Origin of the sequence: Kocuria marina, assembly GCA_014652975.1 — a bacterium.
GTDB lineage: Bacteria > Actinomycetota > Actinomycetes > Actinomycetales > Micrococcaceae > Kocuria > Kocuria marina.
Window position 1 is genome coordinate 1,022,764 of sequence record BMZV01000001.1, and the last position, 17,153, is coordinate 1,039,916.

A 17,153-nucleotide genomic window follows, 5' to 3' on the forward strand; every position below is an offset into this window, starting at 1 on the left:
ACTTCCGAATACTTGAAACCAAGAATGGTGTGGGTCACACTGTTCGTCAAGTGGTCGAGAAAAATGTCCGTCAGCGAATCAGGAGTTGAGCGTGAGCCCCAGCGCATCGCAGCCGCGCGTCGCGGCGTCGGCGGCCCAGGAACCGGAGCAGGAATCCGGCCGGGAACCGGAGCGAGAAGGCGACCGAAAACCGGGCCGGGAGTCCGGGGAGGGTGGGGCCGGTAGCCGGTCCCGGGCCGCTGACCGTTCGGGAACCGTGCGCAAGGGGCTCGCGCTGCTCGAGATGCTGGCCGAGTACCCCCACGGGGCGACCGCCGGGCAACTCGTGGCGGACTCCGGCTACGCGTTCAGCACGTGTTACCGCTTGCTGAGCACCCTCGTGGACGCCGGGTACGCGGAGTACGAGCCCGCGACCAAGCAGTACCGGTTGGGTCTGCTGCTCTTCGCGATGGGACAGAAGGCGGCCACGGCCAGGGGTTACGCCGGCACCGCACTGCCCGTCATGCGGGAGGTCGTGGAGGCGACCGGTGAGAGCTGTCTGCTGGCCGTGCTGGACGGGGACCGTTTCCTCACCGTGCACACCGTGGACGGCCCGCACCACCGCATCACCACGGACCCGGGGGACCGGGGGGAGCTGCACACCTCCGCGCTCGGCCGGGTGCTGCTGGCTTTCACCGCACCGGACGTCCGCGAGGACCTCGTGGCGTCCCTCGACCTCAGCGCGCGCACGGAGCGCTCGCTCACCGACCGCGAGCGCTTGCGCGCGATCCTCACGCAGGTCCGGGAGCAGGGGTGGGCCCTGCAGGACCAGGAGCACGACGACGGTATGGCCGCCCTGGCCGTGCCCGTCATGTCCCCAGGTGCTCCCCTCCAGGCGGCGCTCGCGCTCGCCGCGCCCGTACACCGGTGCGATCCCACTGAGCTCATCCAGAACGTCCCCCTGTTGCGGGAGGCCGCGGACCGACTCGCGGTGGTGCTCCCGCAGCGCAGCTGATGTTCGAGTCCGGGCTCCACGGGCCCTGAATTCGCACCTCTTGACCACGGCACACACTCCCCGGAAGGAGTCCCATGTCCACTCGCAACGAGTCCTACCTGGTGGGTTTGATCGGCGACGGCATCACCCAGAGTCTCACCCCGCCCATGCACGAGGCCGAAGCGGACCGGCACGGTCTGCGCTACCTCTACCGCCCCGTGGACCTGGGGGTGATCGGACGCCCCGGCACGAGTGTGGGGGACCTCTTGCGGGCCGGGCGTGATCTGGGGTTCAACGCCTTCAACATCACGCACCCGTGCAAGCAGCTCGTACTCGAGCACCTGGACGAGATCGATCCGCGCGCCGAGGCCATCCAGGCCGTGAACACGGTGCTCATCCGGGAAGGAAAGTTCATCGGGTACAACACGGACTGCTCGGGGTTCACCACCGGATTCGGGCACGGTCTGCCCGGCGTGACCGTGGGGTCCGTGGTGCAGTTCGGTTCCGGCGGGGCGGGGTCCGCGGTGGCCGAGGCCCTGCTGTCCCTGGGTGCGCAGCGGCTGTGTCTCGTGGACGTGGACGTGGCCCGCGCCGCCGAGAGAGCGAACGAACTCGCCGCCCGCTATCCGGACGCGGTGGTGGAAGCCGCCACGGCCGAACAGGCCACGGAGCACATCGCGGCGGCTGACGGCGTGGTCAACGCGACCCCGGTGGGGATGCACCATCACCCCGGGACGCCTTTCGACGTGGGTCTGTTGCGACCGGAGCACTGGGTCGCGGACGTGATCTACCTTCCGCTCGAGACGCCCCTGGTACGGGCGGCGCGGGCTCTCGGGTGCTCGGTGCTGGACGGTGGACACATGGCCGTGGGGCAAGCGGTAGATGCATTTGCATTGATCACGGGGGTCGCCCCGGACAGTGCCCGCATGCGCCGGCACTTCCTGGAGCTCACCGGCCAGGGCGACGACGCCGTTACCGTCCCCGCGTCCGCTCCCGAGGGTGAGCGTAGCCACGAGAAACAGGAGGGTGCCCTGTGAGGACCAGTATCGCCACGGTGTGCCTGTCCGGAACCCTCGAGGAGAAGATGCGGGCGGCGGCCTCCGCCGGGTTCGACGGGATCGAGGTCTTCGAGCCGGACCTGGTGGTCTCGCCGTCGTCGCCCGAACAACTCCGAGAGCTCGCAGCGGAGCTGGGGCTCTCCCTGGACATGTACCAGCCGTTCCGCGACGGCGTGGAGGTGGCCCCGGAGGCGTTCCCGGATTCCCTGCGCCGACTGCGCGCCAAGTGCGAACTCATGAACCGGCTGGGCACCACGGTGCTGCTCGTGTGCTCGAACGTGGCTACCGGTGTTCTGGACGACGACCAGGCGATCGCCGAGCAGCTGCGGTCCGCGGGCGACGTCGCCGACGAATACGGGATCGACCTGGCCTACGAGGCTCTCGCGTGGGGCGCGCACGTCAACGACTGGCGCCACGCACACCGGATCGTGGGACTCGCGGACCACCCCCGGGTCGGGACGTGCCTGGACAGCTTCCACATCTTCTCCCGCGGGGACACCGTGGCCGGGGTGGAAAAGTGCGACCCGGACAAGATCTTCTTCGTGCAGCTCGCGGACGCGCCCCTGCTCCAACAGGACGTGCTCTCGTGGTCGCGCCACCACCGGGTCTTCCCGGGTGAGGGGGACTTCGACCTGGTGGACCTGCTGGGCCGCCTGCACGAGTGCGGGTACGCCGGGCCCGTGTCCCTGGAGATCTTCAACGACTCGTTCCGGCAGGCGGACGTCTATCGCACGGCCGTGGACGGGTTGCGGTCCCTGCGCTGGCTCGAGGACCAGACCGCGGACGCCGTGCGCGACGCCGGCGGGGAACCCGAGCGCGAGCCGCTCGTGCTCACCGATCTGCCCGCTCCGCAGACCCCCGACGACTGGGACTTCGTGGAGCTGCGCACCCGGGAGCTCGGGCGCGTGACCCGGTTGCTACATCAGCTGGGGTTCTCCCTGGCCGGGCACCACCGCTCCAAGGACTCGGTCCAGGCGTGGACGCAGGGGCCGGTGCGGATCGTGGTCTCGGAGGACCCGGGGGCCACCGTGCAGCCCACGCGGCTCGCGGCCCTCGGTTTCCAGGTCGCGGACCCCGACCTCGCCGCGTACCGCGCGGAACGCCTGCTCGCCCGGGCCGTGGATCGCGCCCAGCAGCCGGACGAGACCGTGCTGCACGGCGTGCTCGCGCCGGACGGGACGGAGTTATTCTTCGGCCCGCACGGCAACCATGGGGTGCCGCCGTGGCTCGGGGAGTTCGGCGCGGACCAGGACGACGCGGCGTCGGGCGCCCTGATCACGGGCGTGGACCACGTGAACCTGGCCCAGCCGTGGCAGCACTACGACGAGGCGGTGCTGTTCCTGACGTCCCTGCTGAACCTGCATCCCACGTCCTCGCAAGAGGTCGCGGGGCCGTCCGGACTCGTGCGCTCGCAGGTCATGCGCTCGGAGGGCAACACCGTGCGGATCCCCCTCAACGTGGCGCCCATGGCCGCGGAGCAGGGCGCCTTCACGGGCGCGGCCTACCCGGAGCACGTGGCGCTCGCGTGCTCGGACGTCGTCGCGGTGGCACGCCGGGCACGACGCCGCGGGCTCGCCTTCCTGCCCGTGCCGCGCAACTACTACGAGGACCTCGTGGCCCGCTTCGACCTGGATCCTGAGTTCGTGGCCGAGCTCGAATCCCACGGGCTGCTCTACGACCGGGACGAGCACGGGGAGTTCCTGCACTTCTACACGGCCACGCTGGGCGAGGTGTTCGTGGAGGTCGTGGAACGCCGCGGCGGCTACGAGGGCTTCGGCGCCCCCAATGCTCCCGTCCGGTTGGCCGCGCAGTACCGGGAGTTCGGGGGCTGAGCCCGGTCGGTGGCCTGTGAGAGCATGCCGCGCCATGATGGGGCCATGGATACGCCGGAGATCGAACCCACCGCGGAGCCGCCGAGGCAGCACGGGTCAAGGGGTGCGTCGGATCCCGTGCTGTCCCGGCTGGCCCGGGAGGAACCCCTGACATGGTGGAATCCCGCGGTGGACAGCGCCCGGGGGCTGGCGGCTTCCGGGGTGGACCCGGCCTTGGTCGACGACGCCGCGGCGCGCCTCGAGCGGTTCCGGCCCTGGATTGCGGCGACCTTCCCCGAGACCGCGCCCGCGCGGGGGCTCATCGAGTCGCCATTGGACGAGGCCGGCGAGTGGCAGCGCGTTAGCGGTATCCGGACGGGGCGGGTCCTGCTCAAACGTGACGACATCCTCCCCGTGAGCGGTTCCATCAAGGCCCGTGGCGGGGTGCACGAGGTCCTGCAGTACGCCGAGACGCTCGCGGTGCGCCACGGCCTGCTGCCGGAACCACCGCGGCCCGGACCGGACTACACCGTGTTCGGGGCCGAGCCCTTCCGCCGGCTCATGCGGGAGCACCGCGTGGTCGTGGGTTCCACGGGAAACCTGGGGCTGTCCATCGGGATCATCGCCGCGGCGCTCGAGCTGCGGGCCACGGTGCACATGTCCGTACACGCGCAACAGTGGAAGAAGGATCTGCTGCGTTCGCGGGGAGTGGAGGTCGTGGAACACAGCACCGACTACACGGAAGCCGTCGCGGCGGGGCGTGTGGCCGCCGAGGCGGACGAATCGGTGCACTTCGTGGACGACGAACACTCGCTGAGCCTGTTCGCGGGGTACGCCGTGGCGGGGGCGCGGGTGGCCCGGCAATTACATGACCTGGGTGTCGCTGCGGACGCTGAGCATCCCCTGTACGTCTACCTCCCATGTGGCATCGGGGGAGCCCCGGGCGGCGTGGCCTACGGATTGAAACGGGAATTCGGGGATGCAGTGCACTGTGTGTTCGTGGAACCCACCCGTGCACCCTGCATGCTCCTGGGTGTGTACACGGGTCGTCATGACGGGATCTCGGTGGCGGAGCTGGGGTTGGATACCCGCACGGTGGCGGACGGGCTCGCGGTGGGGCGGGCCTCCGGATTCGTGGGTCGAGCCGTGGAAGGGCTGCTCGCCGGTTACGTCACGTGCACGGACGAGGCGATGTTGTCCCAGGTCAGGAGCCTGCATGGCGCGGAGGGCATGGTGGTGGAGCCCTCGGCCGCCGCGGCCCTGGACGCCCTGCGGCGCGTCGCCCACGAGGGAGCGGGGGAGAGCCCGATGAAGATCCCCGGCGGGGCCACGCATCTGGCCTGGCTCACCGGTGGTGGCATGCTCCCGGATCACGTGCGGGCGGGATACCTCGCAGGACGCTCCGAGGGCCGACCCTCCGACTGCGGACACATCAAACACTGACTCTCCCCGTCCTGACAATGAGGCGATGAGAGTCTCCTTCCCAGAAGATGCACACAGTGCAATTACTGCCGTACGATGGATCACGTGTTGACCACGTTGCTGTCCGGATGCGCCGACGACCGTCCGAGTGAGCCCCGATCGGGGGAGCCCAAGGACAAGCGCGAAGCCATCCGGCTGCGCAATCGGCGGGCCATCATCGCGGCCGCGGGTGAACTGGCCACCGAGCTGGGCACCGACCGCGTGACCGTCAACGAGTTGGCCGCGCGGGCGGGGGTCTCCCGCCGGACCATCTTCAACCACTTCCCCTCGGCCCAGGATGCGGTGTTCGAGTACCTCTCGGAACTCGTGGCAGGGCTGATCAACCGGGTGCTGCAGGACCTCCCGGAACCGGATACGTCGGAGGCGGGCCACGCGGCGTCGTCGGACGTTTCCCTGGGGGACGTCTACCGGCAGTTGATCGGATCGCTGCGCACCCACACCCTGATCGAGGAACTCCAACCGGTGTTCTCCGTGGACCTGCAGGACACCCCCGCGGCCTCGCTGTGGGGATTCAGGGTGACCCGCACCGCCGTGGACCGCTTGAACGAGGTGCTGCGCGAAAGGCTGCCGCAGCACTCGTCCTTCGAGACGCACTTAGTCGCCACCACGCTCATCAACTCGTTCGCTGAGTGCCTCGACGAATGGGTTGCGCGCACCGGGGGCGAGCTGGACGAGCGAGGCCGCCGGATCTGGGACGAACTGTTGACCACCGCACTCGGCGTCCTGGGGCGGGGCTTCGATTCCTGATGCCGCGTACCGATCCGAAACCCTGACCAGCACCACCGGCGAGCCCCCGACGCCGGGGCCCGAGACCGCAGACCGGCGCCGCGGCGTCGTCGACAACCGCACAGCACCCATGGACCGATCAGCCGCCGCCCCGCGCGACGCACCCACCAGAGAACTTCCGATTCAGTAGGAGAATCCCGTGGCACGACTTCTGTACAGGCTGGGCAAGAGCGCAGCCTCCCACGCGTGGGCGGTGATCTTGGTATGGCTCGCGGTGCTTGCGTTGGCCGTGGGCGGGGTCGCCATGTCGGGTGTGAACCTGAGCAACGCCATCACGATCCCGGGCACCGAGACCCAGAACCTCGCGGATCGGCTCAAGGACGAACTCCCGGAGGCGAACCAGGGTACCGGGCGCGTCGTGTTCTTCACGGAGGACGGCTCCGAGTTCACGCAGGCCCAGAAGGACGGCATCGCCGAGGCTCTGAAGGCCACCGAGGACGTGGACCAGGTGGCCTCCACGAGCAACCCGTTCCAGACGCAGCAACAGCTGGACGACGGTCGGCAGCAGTTGCGGGACGGCCGCCAGCAGCTCGAGCAGGGCGAGCAAGCACTCGCACAGCTGCGCCAGAACCTGCCGCCGGGCGTGAGCGAACAGCGCATCCTGCAGCAACGCGGGATCGACCCGCGGCAGATCGCCCAGCAGAAGGCCCAGCTGGAAGAGGGTGAACGGGCCATGGAACGCATGGGTGACTACCGCGTGGTCTCCCGGGACGGCAACTCCGCGATCAGCGTGGTGAGCTTCTCGGTGGACCAGACCTCCGTGGAATCGGACACCAAGAGCGCAGTGATGGACGCCATCAAGGACCACCCCGTGGACGGCGTGGACGCCGAGTTCTCCCAGGAGCTCGCGCAGGACATCTCTTCCCTGGTGGGTCCGGCGGAGATCGTGGGCGTGATCATCGCGGCCCTGGTGCTGCTGATCATGTTGCGCGCCGTGGTCCCCGCGGCGCTGCCCGTGCTGACCGCGCTGTTGGGCGTGGCCATCGCCACGAGTGCCACCCTCGCGTTCTCCGGCGTGATCGACATGATGTCCGTGACGCCCATGCTCGGCGTCATGCTGGGCCTGGCCGTGGGTATCGACTACTCCCTGTTCGTGCTCAACCGGCACCGGCAGCAGTTGCGACGAGGTATGCCCGTGCGGGAATCCATCGGGATGGCCGTGGGCACCTCCGGAACCGCCGTGTTCTTCGCGGCGCTGACCGTGATCGTGGCCCTAGTGGCTCTGAACGTCACGGCGATCCCGTTCCTGGGACTCATGGGCACCGTGGCCGGTGTGGCCGTGGCGGTCGCCCTGCTGTTGACCCTCACACTCACCCCTGCTCTGCTCTCCCTCGCCGGGCGGCGTGTGCTGCCCAGGAAGGTGCGGGACGCCGCGCCCCGCGAGGAGAACATCGACGAGCACGACGTCCCCCTGCACCTGCGCCATCCCTGGATCACCACCCTGGCGTGCGCGGCCGTGCTCATCGTGCTCGCGCTGCCGGCCCAGACCATGCGCCTGGGCCTGCCGGACGCGTCCACCGAACCCCAGGACAGCACCCAGTACCAGGCCTACCAGCGCATCGCGGACGACTTCGGTGCGGGTGAGAACGGACCCCTCGCCGTGGTCGTGGACCTCCCCGGGGGTCTCAACGATGCCGAGGCCACCGACAAGATGAACACGGTGGCGGACCGCTTGGCGCAGCAGGACGACGTGGCCAACGTGCTCCCCGGTGTGACCACGGACGACAACACCACCGGCGTGATCCAGGTGATCCCCTCCTCGGGACCCGCGGACGCCGCGACCGAGGAACTCGTCAACAACATCCGGGACCTCAACGGCGACCTCCAGGCCAATGAGGACGTCCACGTGGGCGTGGCCGGCACCACCGCGGCGAACATCGACGTCTCCCATTTGCTGGGCGAGAAACTGCCCCTCTACCTGGGCGTCGTGCTGATCATCTCGCTGTTGTTGCTGCTCATGGTCTTCCGCTCCATCCTGGTCCCGGTGATCGCCACGCTGGGCTTCCTGCTCTCCGTGCTCGCGGCCTTCGGTGCCGTGGTGGCCGTGTACCAGTGGGGTTGGGGTGGCGCCGTGTTCGGCGTGCACGATCCCGGGCCCATCCTCAGCTTCCTGCCCACGCTGATGATCGGCATCCTGTTCGGCCTGGCCATGGACTACCAGTTGTTCCTGGTCTCCGGGATGCGCGAGGCCTACGCCCACGGGCACCCCGCGCGCCAGGCCGTGGTCTACGGCTTCAAGGCGGGCCGCTCCGTGGTCACCGCCGCGGCGATCATCATGATCTCCGTGTTCGCGGGCTTCATCTTCGCGGACATGGCCATGATCCGGCCCATCGGCTTCGCACTCGCGATCGGCGTTCTCCTGGACGCGTTCGTGGTGCGCATGCTCCTGATCCCCGCGGTCATGCGTTTGCTGGGCGAGAAGGCCTGGTGGCTCCCGCGCTGGCTGGACAAGATCCTCCCGCACGTGGACGTCGAAGGTGAGTCCCTCGCCGCGCAGGGTGCCGGGCAGTCCGGCACGGTCTCCGCGGGCGACGCCGCCGGGTCCGCCCCCGTCACCGGTCGCCATCGCGCGGTGTCCGGGAAGCGCCGGGGAAAGTCCGGTCACGGGCAGCACGCCGCGACCGCCGCCGTGGCCACCGCGGGTGCGGCCGGCGCAGCGGGTGCGGCCGGTGCGGCCGGTGTTTCCGGTCGGACAACGTCGCACGGTCACCGTGCCGGGGCCGGCGAGCGGACCCACGGTCATGCCGGGAACCACCGCACCGCGGCCGATCACCGTGCCACCTACCACCGGGGATCCGAGCGTCGCTCGGCCGGGCAGCACCATGCCACCGGGGCCCCTCTCGGTGCCGTGGCCGATGACGCCCAGCGCCGCGGTGAGCCCGCGGGCGCTGCCGAGAATGGGGGCTCCCGCGAAGACACCGCAACGCCCGGGACCGCGGGGACCCAGCGGCGTCGCGGTCGGCACGTGGCGGCTTCCACGAGCACGTGCATCGCCGAGGACCGGGCCGCCAAGCCGGCCGCGGACGTGATCGTGCGCGCCGCGGACCCGGTGCTGCGCGCCACGAACCAGGCGTTGCGGGTGCTCCCGGATGTGCTGGATTCCGAGGAGAAGCTGCTCGAGTCCCTGGCCGTGCGCGGCGAGGAAGCGGCACCGCACAAGGCGATGCACAAGCGCGCGAGCTTCGAGAAGGTCATGGTGGCCGGGTACCCGGTCATCGTCGCGCGGCCCAAGGCGGCCATCACCCGGGCGGACGCCCCGGTGGTCGTGCACTGGCACGGCGGCGCGTACGTGAACCCCATGACCACGGTGCACTGGCGCTGGATCGACGCCCTGATGCAGCGCACCGGGGTCACCGTGGTGGTGCCGGGCTACGGGCTCGCCCCCGATCACACGGTGGACGAGGCGCTCGAACTCGCCGACGGCGTGTGGGACCTGGCCCGTTCGTTCGGCCCGCGCGTCTTCCTGTCGGGCGACTCCGCCGGCGGTGGTCTGGCGTTGGCCCAGGCCATGCGACTGCGGGACGCGGACGATCTCGGCGTGGCGGGTCTGATCCTCATGGCCCCGTGGGTGGACACCACGGTGACGAACCCCCAGATCGAGGCGTACCGGGACGCGGACCACATGCTCGGTACCGACGGCGCTCGGGCCGCCGCTCGTTGGTGGGCCGGCACACGGGACGTCACCGACCCCATGGTGAGCCCCGCGTTCGGCGACGTGCGCGGACTGCCCCGCACGTTCGTGCTGCAGGGTGACCGGGACATGCTCTACCCGGACACCATGGAGTTCGTGGCCGAGCTGGTGCGAGCAAACGTGGACACCACCGCGGTGGTCTGTGAGGGCGGACCGCACGTGTACGCGCTCATGGTCTGGACGTCGCGCGCGTCCGAGGACCTCGACCACGTGGTGCGGTGGATGAACCGCTGACCCCGTCGTGAACATGACTGTGCCCCGCAGGGTGACCTGCGGGGCACAGTCATGTCATGGGGCGGTGAGCCCCCGATTGAGCAGGCCTGTTCCCACCGGGTGGATTCGCCGGTCAGTGCCGGTGAAGGGTCGGTCCTGATCGGCCCTGTTAGGTTCTGGTTAGTCCTGCGACCCCTCGGAGTCCGTCTGCACGTTCTGCGAGCGGTCCTCGTCCGAGCCCTTGTCGTGCTCCAGGACCACGTTGTCGTGGTGTTCCTGGCCGGTGGCCACCTGGATCTTGCGCGGCTGGGACTTGGGGGACACGGGGATGGTCACGGTCAGCACGCCGTTGTCGTACGCGGCGGTGATGTTCTCCGTGTCGATGCCCTGGCCCAGGTTGAGCTGGCGGACGAACGAGTGGCTGCGGCGCTCGCGCACGATCCACTTGGTGTCCTTCTCCGCGGAGGGCAGACGACGCTGCGCACGGATGGTCAGCAGCTGACCGTCCACGTCCACGTCCACGCTCGTGGGATCGATGCCCGGCAGGTCCGCGGCAAGGTAGTAGTTGGCGCCCTGACGGTAGAGGTCCATGGGCATCTGCTCCAGGCCGTTGCGGCCGGAGAGGACCTGGTTGGCGAAGTTCTGGACCTCGGAGAACGGGTCGAATGTAGCCATGACGATTACTCCTTCACTCTGCGGCACCCACGTGCTGTGCCCCGCGAACCGGTCGATTACCCGCGTGGAGCCATCACGTTTCTTGAGTCTCTGTGACTCAACAACGTCTAATGTAGCAGGCTGTCGGCGGAAGTGCTAGTCATTGACGCACGAAAGCTGAGTGGCACTGACTCAAGCAGCGGGCGGGCCTGTCGCAGCGGCGTCGGCGGCGCGTAGGATCGAGCCACCAGTGACACCCGAACGCTCTGAGGAGGCCCCCGTGCCCAAGGCGAAGAAGAACGGCCACGCGCGTCAGGACGAGATCCCGTCCACGCTGCAACGCTCGGACGAGAAGGCACAGGACACGTTCGCGCAGACCTACGACTCGGCGCAGGAGGAATACCACGACGACGCCCGGGCGGCGCGCACCGCGTGGTCGGCCGTCAAGCACACCCACGAGAAGGTCGGGGACCACTGGGAGCCCAAGGAGCACAACGGGCCCTCGGACGACAGCGCCGAGAAGGGCGGCCTGAACTCGGAGGACACCGCCGGCGGGGTGGACGCTAACGCCAGCAAGGAGCACCTGTACGAACTCGCCCAGGAACTGGACATCACGGGACGCTCGGACATGACCAAGGACGAATTGGTCGAGGCGATCGACAAGGCCAATCAGAAGAAGACGCGCGAGGCCCGCGACTGAGGTTCACCGCTCGGCGGGTTCATACCCTGCGGGTTTATGACTGCTGGCCTGCGATCGGTGGGGCTACAACTGGCGGGCCAGGAAGACCGAGGCCGTGGTGGCGTCGTGGAAGGAATCCACGGGCTCGTAGCCGCGCTTGCGGAACATCGCGATCCCCTCGGTCATCTCCTCGTTGAGGGAGACCACGGCCGTGGTGGCGCCGAAAGCGCGCACCTTGTTCTCGAGTGCCCGCACCAGGGTGCGCGCGTGGCCCTGTCCGCGGTGTTCCGGGGTGACCCAGATCCGGCGCAGTTCCACGCGGTCGTCGTCGAGTTTGCGCACCGCGCCGCACGCGATGACCGAGCCCGTGACCAAATCCGTCATGAGGAAGAAATCCCCGTGCGGCGGAGTGACGTCCTCCGGGCCGGTGACCTCGGTGAGTTCGGGATCGAAACCGCCGTCGATCCGGTTGTTCAACTCGCTGAAGTACGCGCTCAGGGCGCGCAGCGCGTGCTCACTGGCGGCCTGACCTTCCACGATACGAACCGGTGCGGTGACGTTCATCCCACCATGGTGACACCTTGGTGTGCTGTTCACCAGCGCCCGTGTCATGTAGCTTTCGTTCGTGACCGAGACCCGCCCCGGCCCCAAGCCGCGTATCTCCATCCTGGTTCCCACTCCGCTGCTGATCACGGAAATCACGGAACCGGCTGCGCATCGCAACCGTAGTTCCCACGAGTCGGACGTGCACATGCACCCCGGCGGGCAGGGGCTGTGGGTGGCCCGGATGGCCGGGTCGCTGGGGGCGGACGTGTCCGTGAGCGGGCCGTTCGGCGGAGAACTGGGCTCGCTGATCCGCACCATGCTGGACGGGTTGGGCATGCAGGTCAATGCTGTGCGCTACGGGTACGGCAACGGTGGATACGTCTACGACCTGCGCGGTGAGGACCGGGAGACCGTAGCCCACATGCCGCCCCCGGAGCTCTCCCGCCATGAACTGGACGATCTCTACGGCACGGCGTTCGTGGACGCGCTCGCCTCGGACGTCCTCACGGTCACCGGGGCCGAACCCGGGGACGTGGTGCCGGCGTCGTTCTTCGGCCGCCTTATCCGGGACACGCGGGATGCCGGGACCACCGTGGTCGCGGACCTCAGCGGCAAGCCCGCACTGGCGGCCGTGGCGGCTAACGTGGACGTGCTCAAGATCAGCCACGAAGAGGTGCTCGATCTCGAGCTCGTCGCGGAGGACACCGCGGAGGCCCTGGTGAGCGCCGGACACATGTTGCTCGAACGCGGTGCGGGCGCCGTGGTGATCTCACGCGCCAAGGACCCCGCGCTACTCGTGGAGAAGGATTCCGTGCGGGAGGTCTCCGCGCCGTCCATCACACCGCTGGACCATCGAGGGGCGGGGGACTCGATGACCGCGGGGATCTCGGTGGGTCTGGCGCGCGGTCTCGATCTCGTGGAGGCCGTGGCCCTCGGTGCATCAGCGGGAGCGCTGAACGTGGCGCGCCGCGGCCTGGGGACCGGTAATCGCACGACCATCGAGAAGTTCGCCCGCGAGATCACGGTGCGCACGCTGTCCTGACGTTCCGGGTGCTTGACTTGTGGCTCTCCGATTCGGTGCCACGACCCGGCTCCGGCTCGACGCGCCGAGCAGTTCGGTCTGACGCCCAGTGCACCCTGACCGGACGTGGTCGCGGGCAGTTCGGCCCGTGTGAAGCGTGACCGGGTTGGTCCTCCTGGGTGGCCTGGCCCGAATACCGGGCCCTGGTCCGCGTGACGGGCGCGTGTCACCATGGTGCACATGCACATCCTGGTCACCAATGACGACGGCATCTCGTCCCCGGGGCTCGCGGTTCTGGTGCGCGCCGCACTGGATCGAGGGCACACGGTGAAGGTGGCCGCGCCCGCCGAGGAGTACTCGGGTGCAAGTTCCTCCCTGTCCGGGGAGGAGATCGACGGCCGGATCGCGCTCGTCGCAGCCGCGCCGCCCGGGATGCCACGTGACGTCGACTGCGTGGGCGTGAAGGCCGCACCCGCATTGATCGCGTTCCTGGCGTCCTATGGTGCGTTCGGCCAGCGGCCCGATCTCGTGCTCTCGGGGGTCAACCTGGGCGCGAACACGGGCAAGGCCACATTGCATTCCGGCACCGTGGGGGCGGTACTGACGGCCGCGTCCCACGGGATCCCCGGCATCGCGGTGTCCATCACGTCCGGCGCGCCGCAGCACTGGGACACCGCACATCTGGTCACCCGGTTCGCGCTCGAGCGATGGGAGACCCGTCCGTTCGACGAGTGGATCCTCAACATCAACGTCCCCGACGTCGCCCCCGAACGCCTCCGTGGACTCAAACCCGCGCGGCTGGCGGGCTTCGGCGCGGTGCAGGCGCAGATCGGCCGCGGGGACGAGAAGCACATCGCCGTCACCTACAGCGCCGAGACCGGCCCGGAGGAACCCGACAGCGACCACTACCTCCTCACCCACGGCTGGGCCACGGCCACCCTGCTGCGCGCCCCAGTGGACGACCCCCACCAGACCCTGCGCACCTTCGCCCCGGACGCTCTGGGCATCACCCCCCGCGATCCCTCCGCCGACGACGCCGCACCCGCCCCCCTCGACGACGTCACCGTGGACGCCGCCACGGTCATGCGCCGCACGTGACCCGGAGCCTCTGCTGTCGTGGCGTGGAACAGAGTGAAACGGCGATACCCCGCTGACCCACCCCGGGAATGCCCGCCCATGTGACCCTCGCAAACCCTTGGGCACGCGGAAGCCAGTCCCAAAATTCTGGGCATGCGGAAGCCAGTATTCGGGCGGTTAAGTGGCTTTGGAGTGCCTGAGAATCCGCGGTGGGCCTCTACGTGCCTCAAACTTTGCCGGTGGCCTCCGCGCGCCTCACGACTCGCAACCGGAGACACATGCCCCGCTGGACGCGGCACGCAGCGCCGGGAGAGCGTGCAACCGGGCCAGGGGAGCGAGGTCCGTGACGTCCTCCGCACCCGCGAGGGGCTGCCACCGCAGTTCCACGATCTCCGCTGCAGGCACGGGGGTGCCGGTGAGCGGCACGGCGCTCACGAACACGTGACTGTGCAGCCCGTGACCGGGTTCGTTCGCGGCATCCGAGTGCCATTCCCCCACGGGGCGCAACTGCTCCGGGGCCAGCGAGATCCCCAGTTCCTCCCGGACCTCGCGGATCCCGGTCTCCAGCGGTGTCTCGTCCCCCTCTGGCTTGCCCCCGGGGAACATGAACATCCCGGTCGAACGCTTGCGCACGGTCAGGACCGCCCCGTCCGAGGCGCGCCGCAGCACCACACCGGTCACCTTGATCACGGGACGTGAGGGGGTCCTGTCGGCGCTGATGAGGGGACTGGCATCATGGGAATCCGGCACGCCCCCACTATAAGGAGCCACGATGACGAACCCTCTGCACGATCTGTCCGTACCCGTGGTGCAGGCGCCCATGGCGGGTGGCCCCTCGACCTCCGCGCTCGCCGTGGCCGTAGCGGAAGCGGGCGGACTGGGGATGCTGGCCGCGGGTTACAAGTCCGCGAGTGCCATGGCGGAGGAGATCCGTGAGGTCGCCGCACGCACGGACCACTTCGGGGTCAACCTCTTCGTCCCCGAACGGGACCCCTCCGATCCGGAGCAGCTCGAGGCGTACGCGCGAGCCCTCGTCCCCGTGGCCGCCGACCTGGACGTCCCCGCCCCGCAGCCGGGCCCGTTCACGGATGACGACTACCCGGCCAAGCTGGATCACCTCGTGGCCAACCCCGTGCCCCTCGTCTCGTTCACGTTCGGACTGCCGGGAGCGGCCGACGTTGCGCGGTTGCGTGAGGCGGGCAGCGTCGTCGTCCTCAATGCCACGGACGCGCGGGAAGTCGAGGCCGCGGTGGAACTCGCACCGGACGCGATCGTGGTGCAGGGGCGCGAAGCGGGCGGACACCGGGCCACACACGGGCAGGCCACGACCCCGGAGGACATCAGCACCGCGGAACTGCTCGACCAGGCGCGTGAGTTGAGCGAGATCCCGTTGATCGCCGCGGGCGGGATCGCGAGTCGCGAGGACGCCGCGGACCTGCTCGGCCGCGGAGCCGTAGCGGTGCAAGTGGGCACCCTGTTCCTCACCGCGCGGGAAGCGGGGACCAAACCCGCCCACCGGGAGGCCCTGCTGAACGGCGGGGGCAGGGACACCGTGGTCACTCGGGCGTTCTCGGGCCGCTGGGCCCGCGCCCTGCGTAATGGGTTCACCGACCGACTCGGATCTGCGCAGGTGAGTGGCTACCCGCAGGTGCATTACATGACGGCGCCGCTGCGGGCCGCGTCCGCGGGCGACGCCGAGGGGCTGAACCTGTGGGCGGGCACCGGTTTCGGCGCGTGCCGGGACACGAGCGCGGCGGAGATCGTGGAACTCTTCCGGGGGTTGTGACCCACTGCCGCGGGACGGTACCTGAGGGCTAGCGTGGGAAGGACAGCACACCCGCCCACCCCGGATCGACCGTGCTCGGTACGCCCAGGACGCGTGAGCATCCGGGTGGCGCACCGCCCACCCACGGAGAGCCCATGCCCACTCGGAAGATCGTGGCCGCCCCGACCAAGTCCGCGATGTTCCTGGTCCTGACCATCGAGGAGGGATCGGAGGCGGAGGTCGCGGACATCCTCACGGGAGTCTCGGACCTCACCAAGGCGGTCTCGTTCCGCGTCCCCACGAGTGACCTGTTGTGCGTGGTCGGTATCGGCTCCGATGCGTGGGACCGGCTCTACGATGCGCCCCGCCCCAAGGACCTGCACCCGTTCCCGGAGATCGTGGGTCCTGTGCACGCGGCCGTGTCCACCCCGGGGGACCTGCTGATCCACTTGCGTGCGGTCTCCCAGGACATGTGCTTCGAGCTGGCCAAGCACCTCATGAAGCGCCTGGGCCCGCACGTGGACGTGGTGGACGAGGTGCAGGGCTTCACGTTCTTCGAGGAACGCGATCTGCCGGGTTTCGTGGACGGCACCGCGAACCCGGAGGACGAGGACGCGTTCACGGTCGCGGTCGTGGGCGACCAGGACCCCACCTGCTGTGGCGGCAGCTACGTGCACGTGCAGAAGTACCTCCACGACATGGGCGCGTGGGAGGCACTGTCCGTCACGGAGCAGGAGCTGGTGATCGGGCGGACCAAACTGGAGGACATCGAGCTCTCGGACGAGGACTAGCCCGCCAACTCGCATGTGGCCCTCAACGACCTCGACGACGTGGACGGGCGGGCCCGCGAGATCATGCGCGACAACATGCCGTTCGGTCGCGTGGGCACCGAGGAGTTCGGCACGTACTTCATCAGCTACGCCGCGGATCCGGGCGTCACGGAGACCATGCCCGAGAACATGTTCCTGGGCGATCCCCCCGGGCACGTACGATCGCATCCTGGACTTCTCCACCGCGGTCACGGGTCCCTGTTCTTCGCGCCGCCGCGCTCGTTCCTGGAGGACCCGACCACGGTGCCCCCGCGCGACGGCGCCCCGGACGCGGACCCCGCGGGCGCCGAGTTCTCGGCACTGGGAACAGGACACGTGAGCGACCTGGCCGCGGACATCCAGGGCAACGCGCCCGCGAGCGACAACGACCCGGTGACCGCACCGCAGGACGTTCGCGAGTCCCCGGACGCCGTGGCCCGCGCCAAGACCGAACTGCGCCTGGGCCTGGACGCCGCGATCGGCTACTCGTCCCACACCGCGGAGACCGTGGACCTCTACTTCCGGGAGACCCTCACGTTCCGGGTCAACACGTCCGAGGCGAGCGTGGTCATCATTCGCTGAGCCCGG

13 protein-coding genes and 1 pseudogene are annotated in these 17,153 nt (G+C 69.4%); 11 read left to right on the forward strand and 3 right to left on the reverse strand.

The genetic code is table 11. The features are described from left to right. Nucleotides 1–91: 91 nt before the first annotated feature. The 6 genes from IE157_RS04780 to IE157_RS04805 all read left to right on the forward strand — a co-directional run bounded on the left by IE157_RS04780 (nt 92) and on the right by IE157_RS04805 (nt 10,035). Nucleotides 92–994, forward strand: a complete 903-nt coding sequence (locus tag IE157_RS04780; RefSeq protein WP_318281319.1) for an IclR family transcriptional regulator — start codon at nt 92–94, stop codon at nt 992–994. A 74-nt stretch (nt 995–1,068) separates the two neighbouring features. Beyond that, nucleotides 1,069–2,010, forward strand: coding sequence for a shikimate dehydrogenase (locus IE157_RS04785; protein ID WP_193519249.1), 942 nt, complete (start codon nt 1,069–1,071; stop codon nt 2,008–2,010). Then, entirely contained in the window at nt 2,007–3,863 is a 1,857-nt protein-coding gene (locus IE157_RS04790) for a bifunctional sugar phosphate isomerase/epimerase/4-hydroxyphenylpyruvate dioxygenase family protein (RefSeq protein ID WP_193519250.1), read from the forward strand. The genes IE157_RS04785 and IE157_RS04790 overlap by 4 nt, the downstream gene beginning before the upstream one ends. Nucleotides 3,864–3,908: 45 nt before the next feature. Continuing rightward, entirely contained in the window at nt 3,909–5,285 is a 1,377-nt protein-coding gene (locus tag IE157_RS04795) for a D-serine ammonia-lyase (protein WP_193519251.1), read from the forward strand. 84 nt (nt 5,286–5,369) lie between these two features. Beyond that, the gene (locus IE157_RS04800; RefSeq protein ID WP_193519252.1) at nt 5,370–6,071 is read left to right on the forward strand and encodes a TetR/AcrR family transcriptional regulator; all 702 of its coding nucleotides are present in this window, start codon (nt 5,370–5,372) and stop codon (nt 6,069–6,071) included. Between the two features lie 178 nt (nt 6,072–6,249). Then, a complete protein-coding gene (locus IE157_RS04805; protein WP_193519253.1) occupies nt 6,250–10,035 on the forward strand; it encodes an MMPL family transporter in 3,786 nt (1,261 codons plus the stop codon). Between the two features lie 159 nt (nt 10,036–10,194). Here IE157_RS04805 and IE157_RS04810 read toward each other — a convergent pair whose 3' ends face one another. Continuing rightward, nucleotides 10,195–10,689: an Hsp20/alpha crystallin family protein gene (locus tag IE157_RS04810; protein WP_144997748.1), complete on the reverse strand. Its 495-nt coding sequence runs from the start codon at nt 10,687–10,689 to the stop codon at nt 10,195–10,197. A gap of 259 nt (nt 10,690–10,948) precedes the next feature. Here IE157_RS04810 and IE157_RS04815 point away from each other — a divergent pair, with 259 nt between their 5' ends. After that, nucleotides 10,949–11,368, forward strand: a complete 420-nt coding sequence (locus IE157_RS04815; protein WP_098054689.1) for a ChaB family protein — start codon at nt 10,949–10,951, stop codon at nt 11,366–11,368. Between the two features lie 63 nt (nt 11,369–11,431). Here the strand turns inward: IE157_RS04815 and IE157_RS04820 are convergent, their stop codons facing one another. Next, a complete protein-coding gene (locus tag IE157_RS04820; RefSeq protein ID WP_193519254.1) occupies nt 11,432–11,911 on the reverse strand; it encodes a GNAT family N-acetyltransferase in 480 nt (159 codons plus the stop codon). A 61-nt stretch (nt 11,912–11,972) separates the two neighbouring features. On the opposite strand from IE157_RS04820, the gene IE157_RS04825 reads away from it, so the two are divergent. Together IE157_RS04825 and surE are read left to right on the forward strand one after the other, a co-directional pair. Then, entirely contained in the window at nt 11,973–12,935 is a 963-nt protein-coding gene (locus IE157_RS04825) for a 1-phosphofructokinase family hexose kinase (RefSeq protein ID WP_098054638.1), read from the forward strand. 219 nt (nt 12,936–13,154) lie between these two features. Further along, entirely contained in the window at nt 13,155–14,012 is an 858-nt protein-coding gene (surE, locus tag IE157_RS04830) for a 5'/3'-nucleotidase SurE (RefSeq protein WP_064847149.1), read from the forward strand. 234 nt (nt 14,013–14,246) lie between these two features. On the opposite strand, the gene IE157_RS04835 is transcribed toward surE, so the two are convergent. Continuing rightward, a complete protein-coding gene (locus IE157_RS04835) occupies nt 14,247–14,681 on the reverse strand; it encodes an NUDIX hydrolase (RefSeq protein ID WP_318281321.1) in 435 nt (144 codons plus the stop codon). An 82-nt stretch (nt 14,682–14,763) separates the two neighbouring features. Here IE157_RS04835 and IE157_RS04840 point away from each other — a divergent pair, with 82 nt between their 5' ends. Both IE157_RS04840 and IE157_RS04845 read left to right on the forward strand, forming a co-directional pair. Further along, nucleotides 14,764–15,777 carry an NAD(P)H-dependent flavin oxidoreductase gene (locus IE157_RS04840; RefSeq protein ID WP_193519256.1) on the forward strand — a complete coding sequence of 338 codons (1,014 nt, stop codon included), beginning with the start codon at nt 14,764–14,766 and terminating at the stop codon, nt 15,775–15,777. 176 nt (nt 15,778–15,953) lie between these two features. Further along, nucleotides 15,954–17,147 (forward strand): annotated as a pseudogene (locus IE157_RS04845) (Dyp-type peroxidase). The last annotated feature ends 6 nt before the right edge of the window (nt 17,148–17,153 follow it).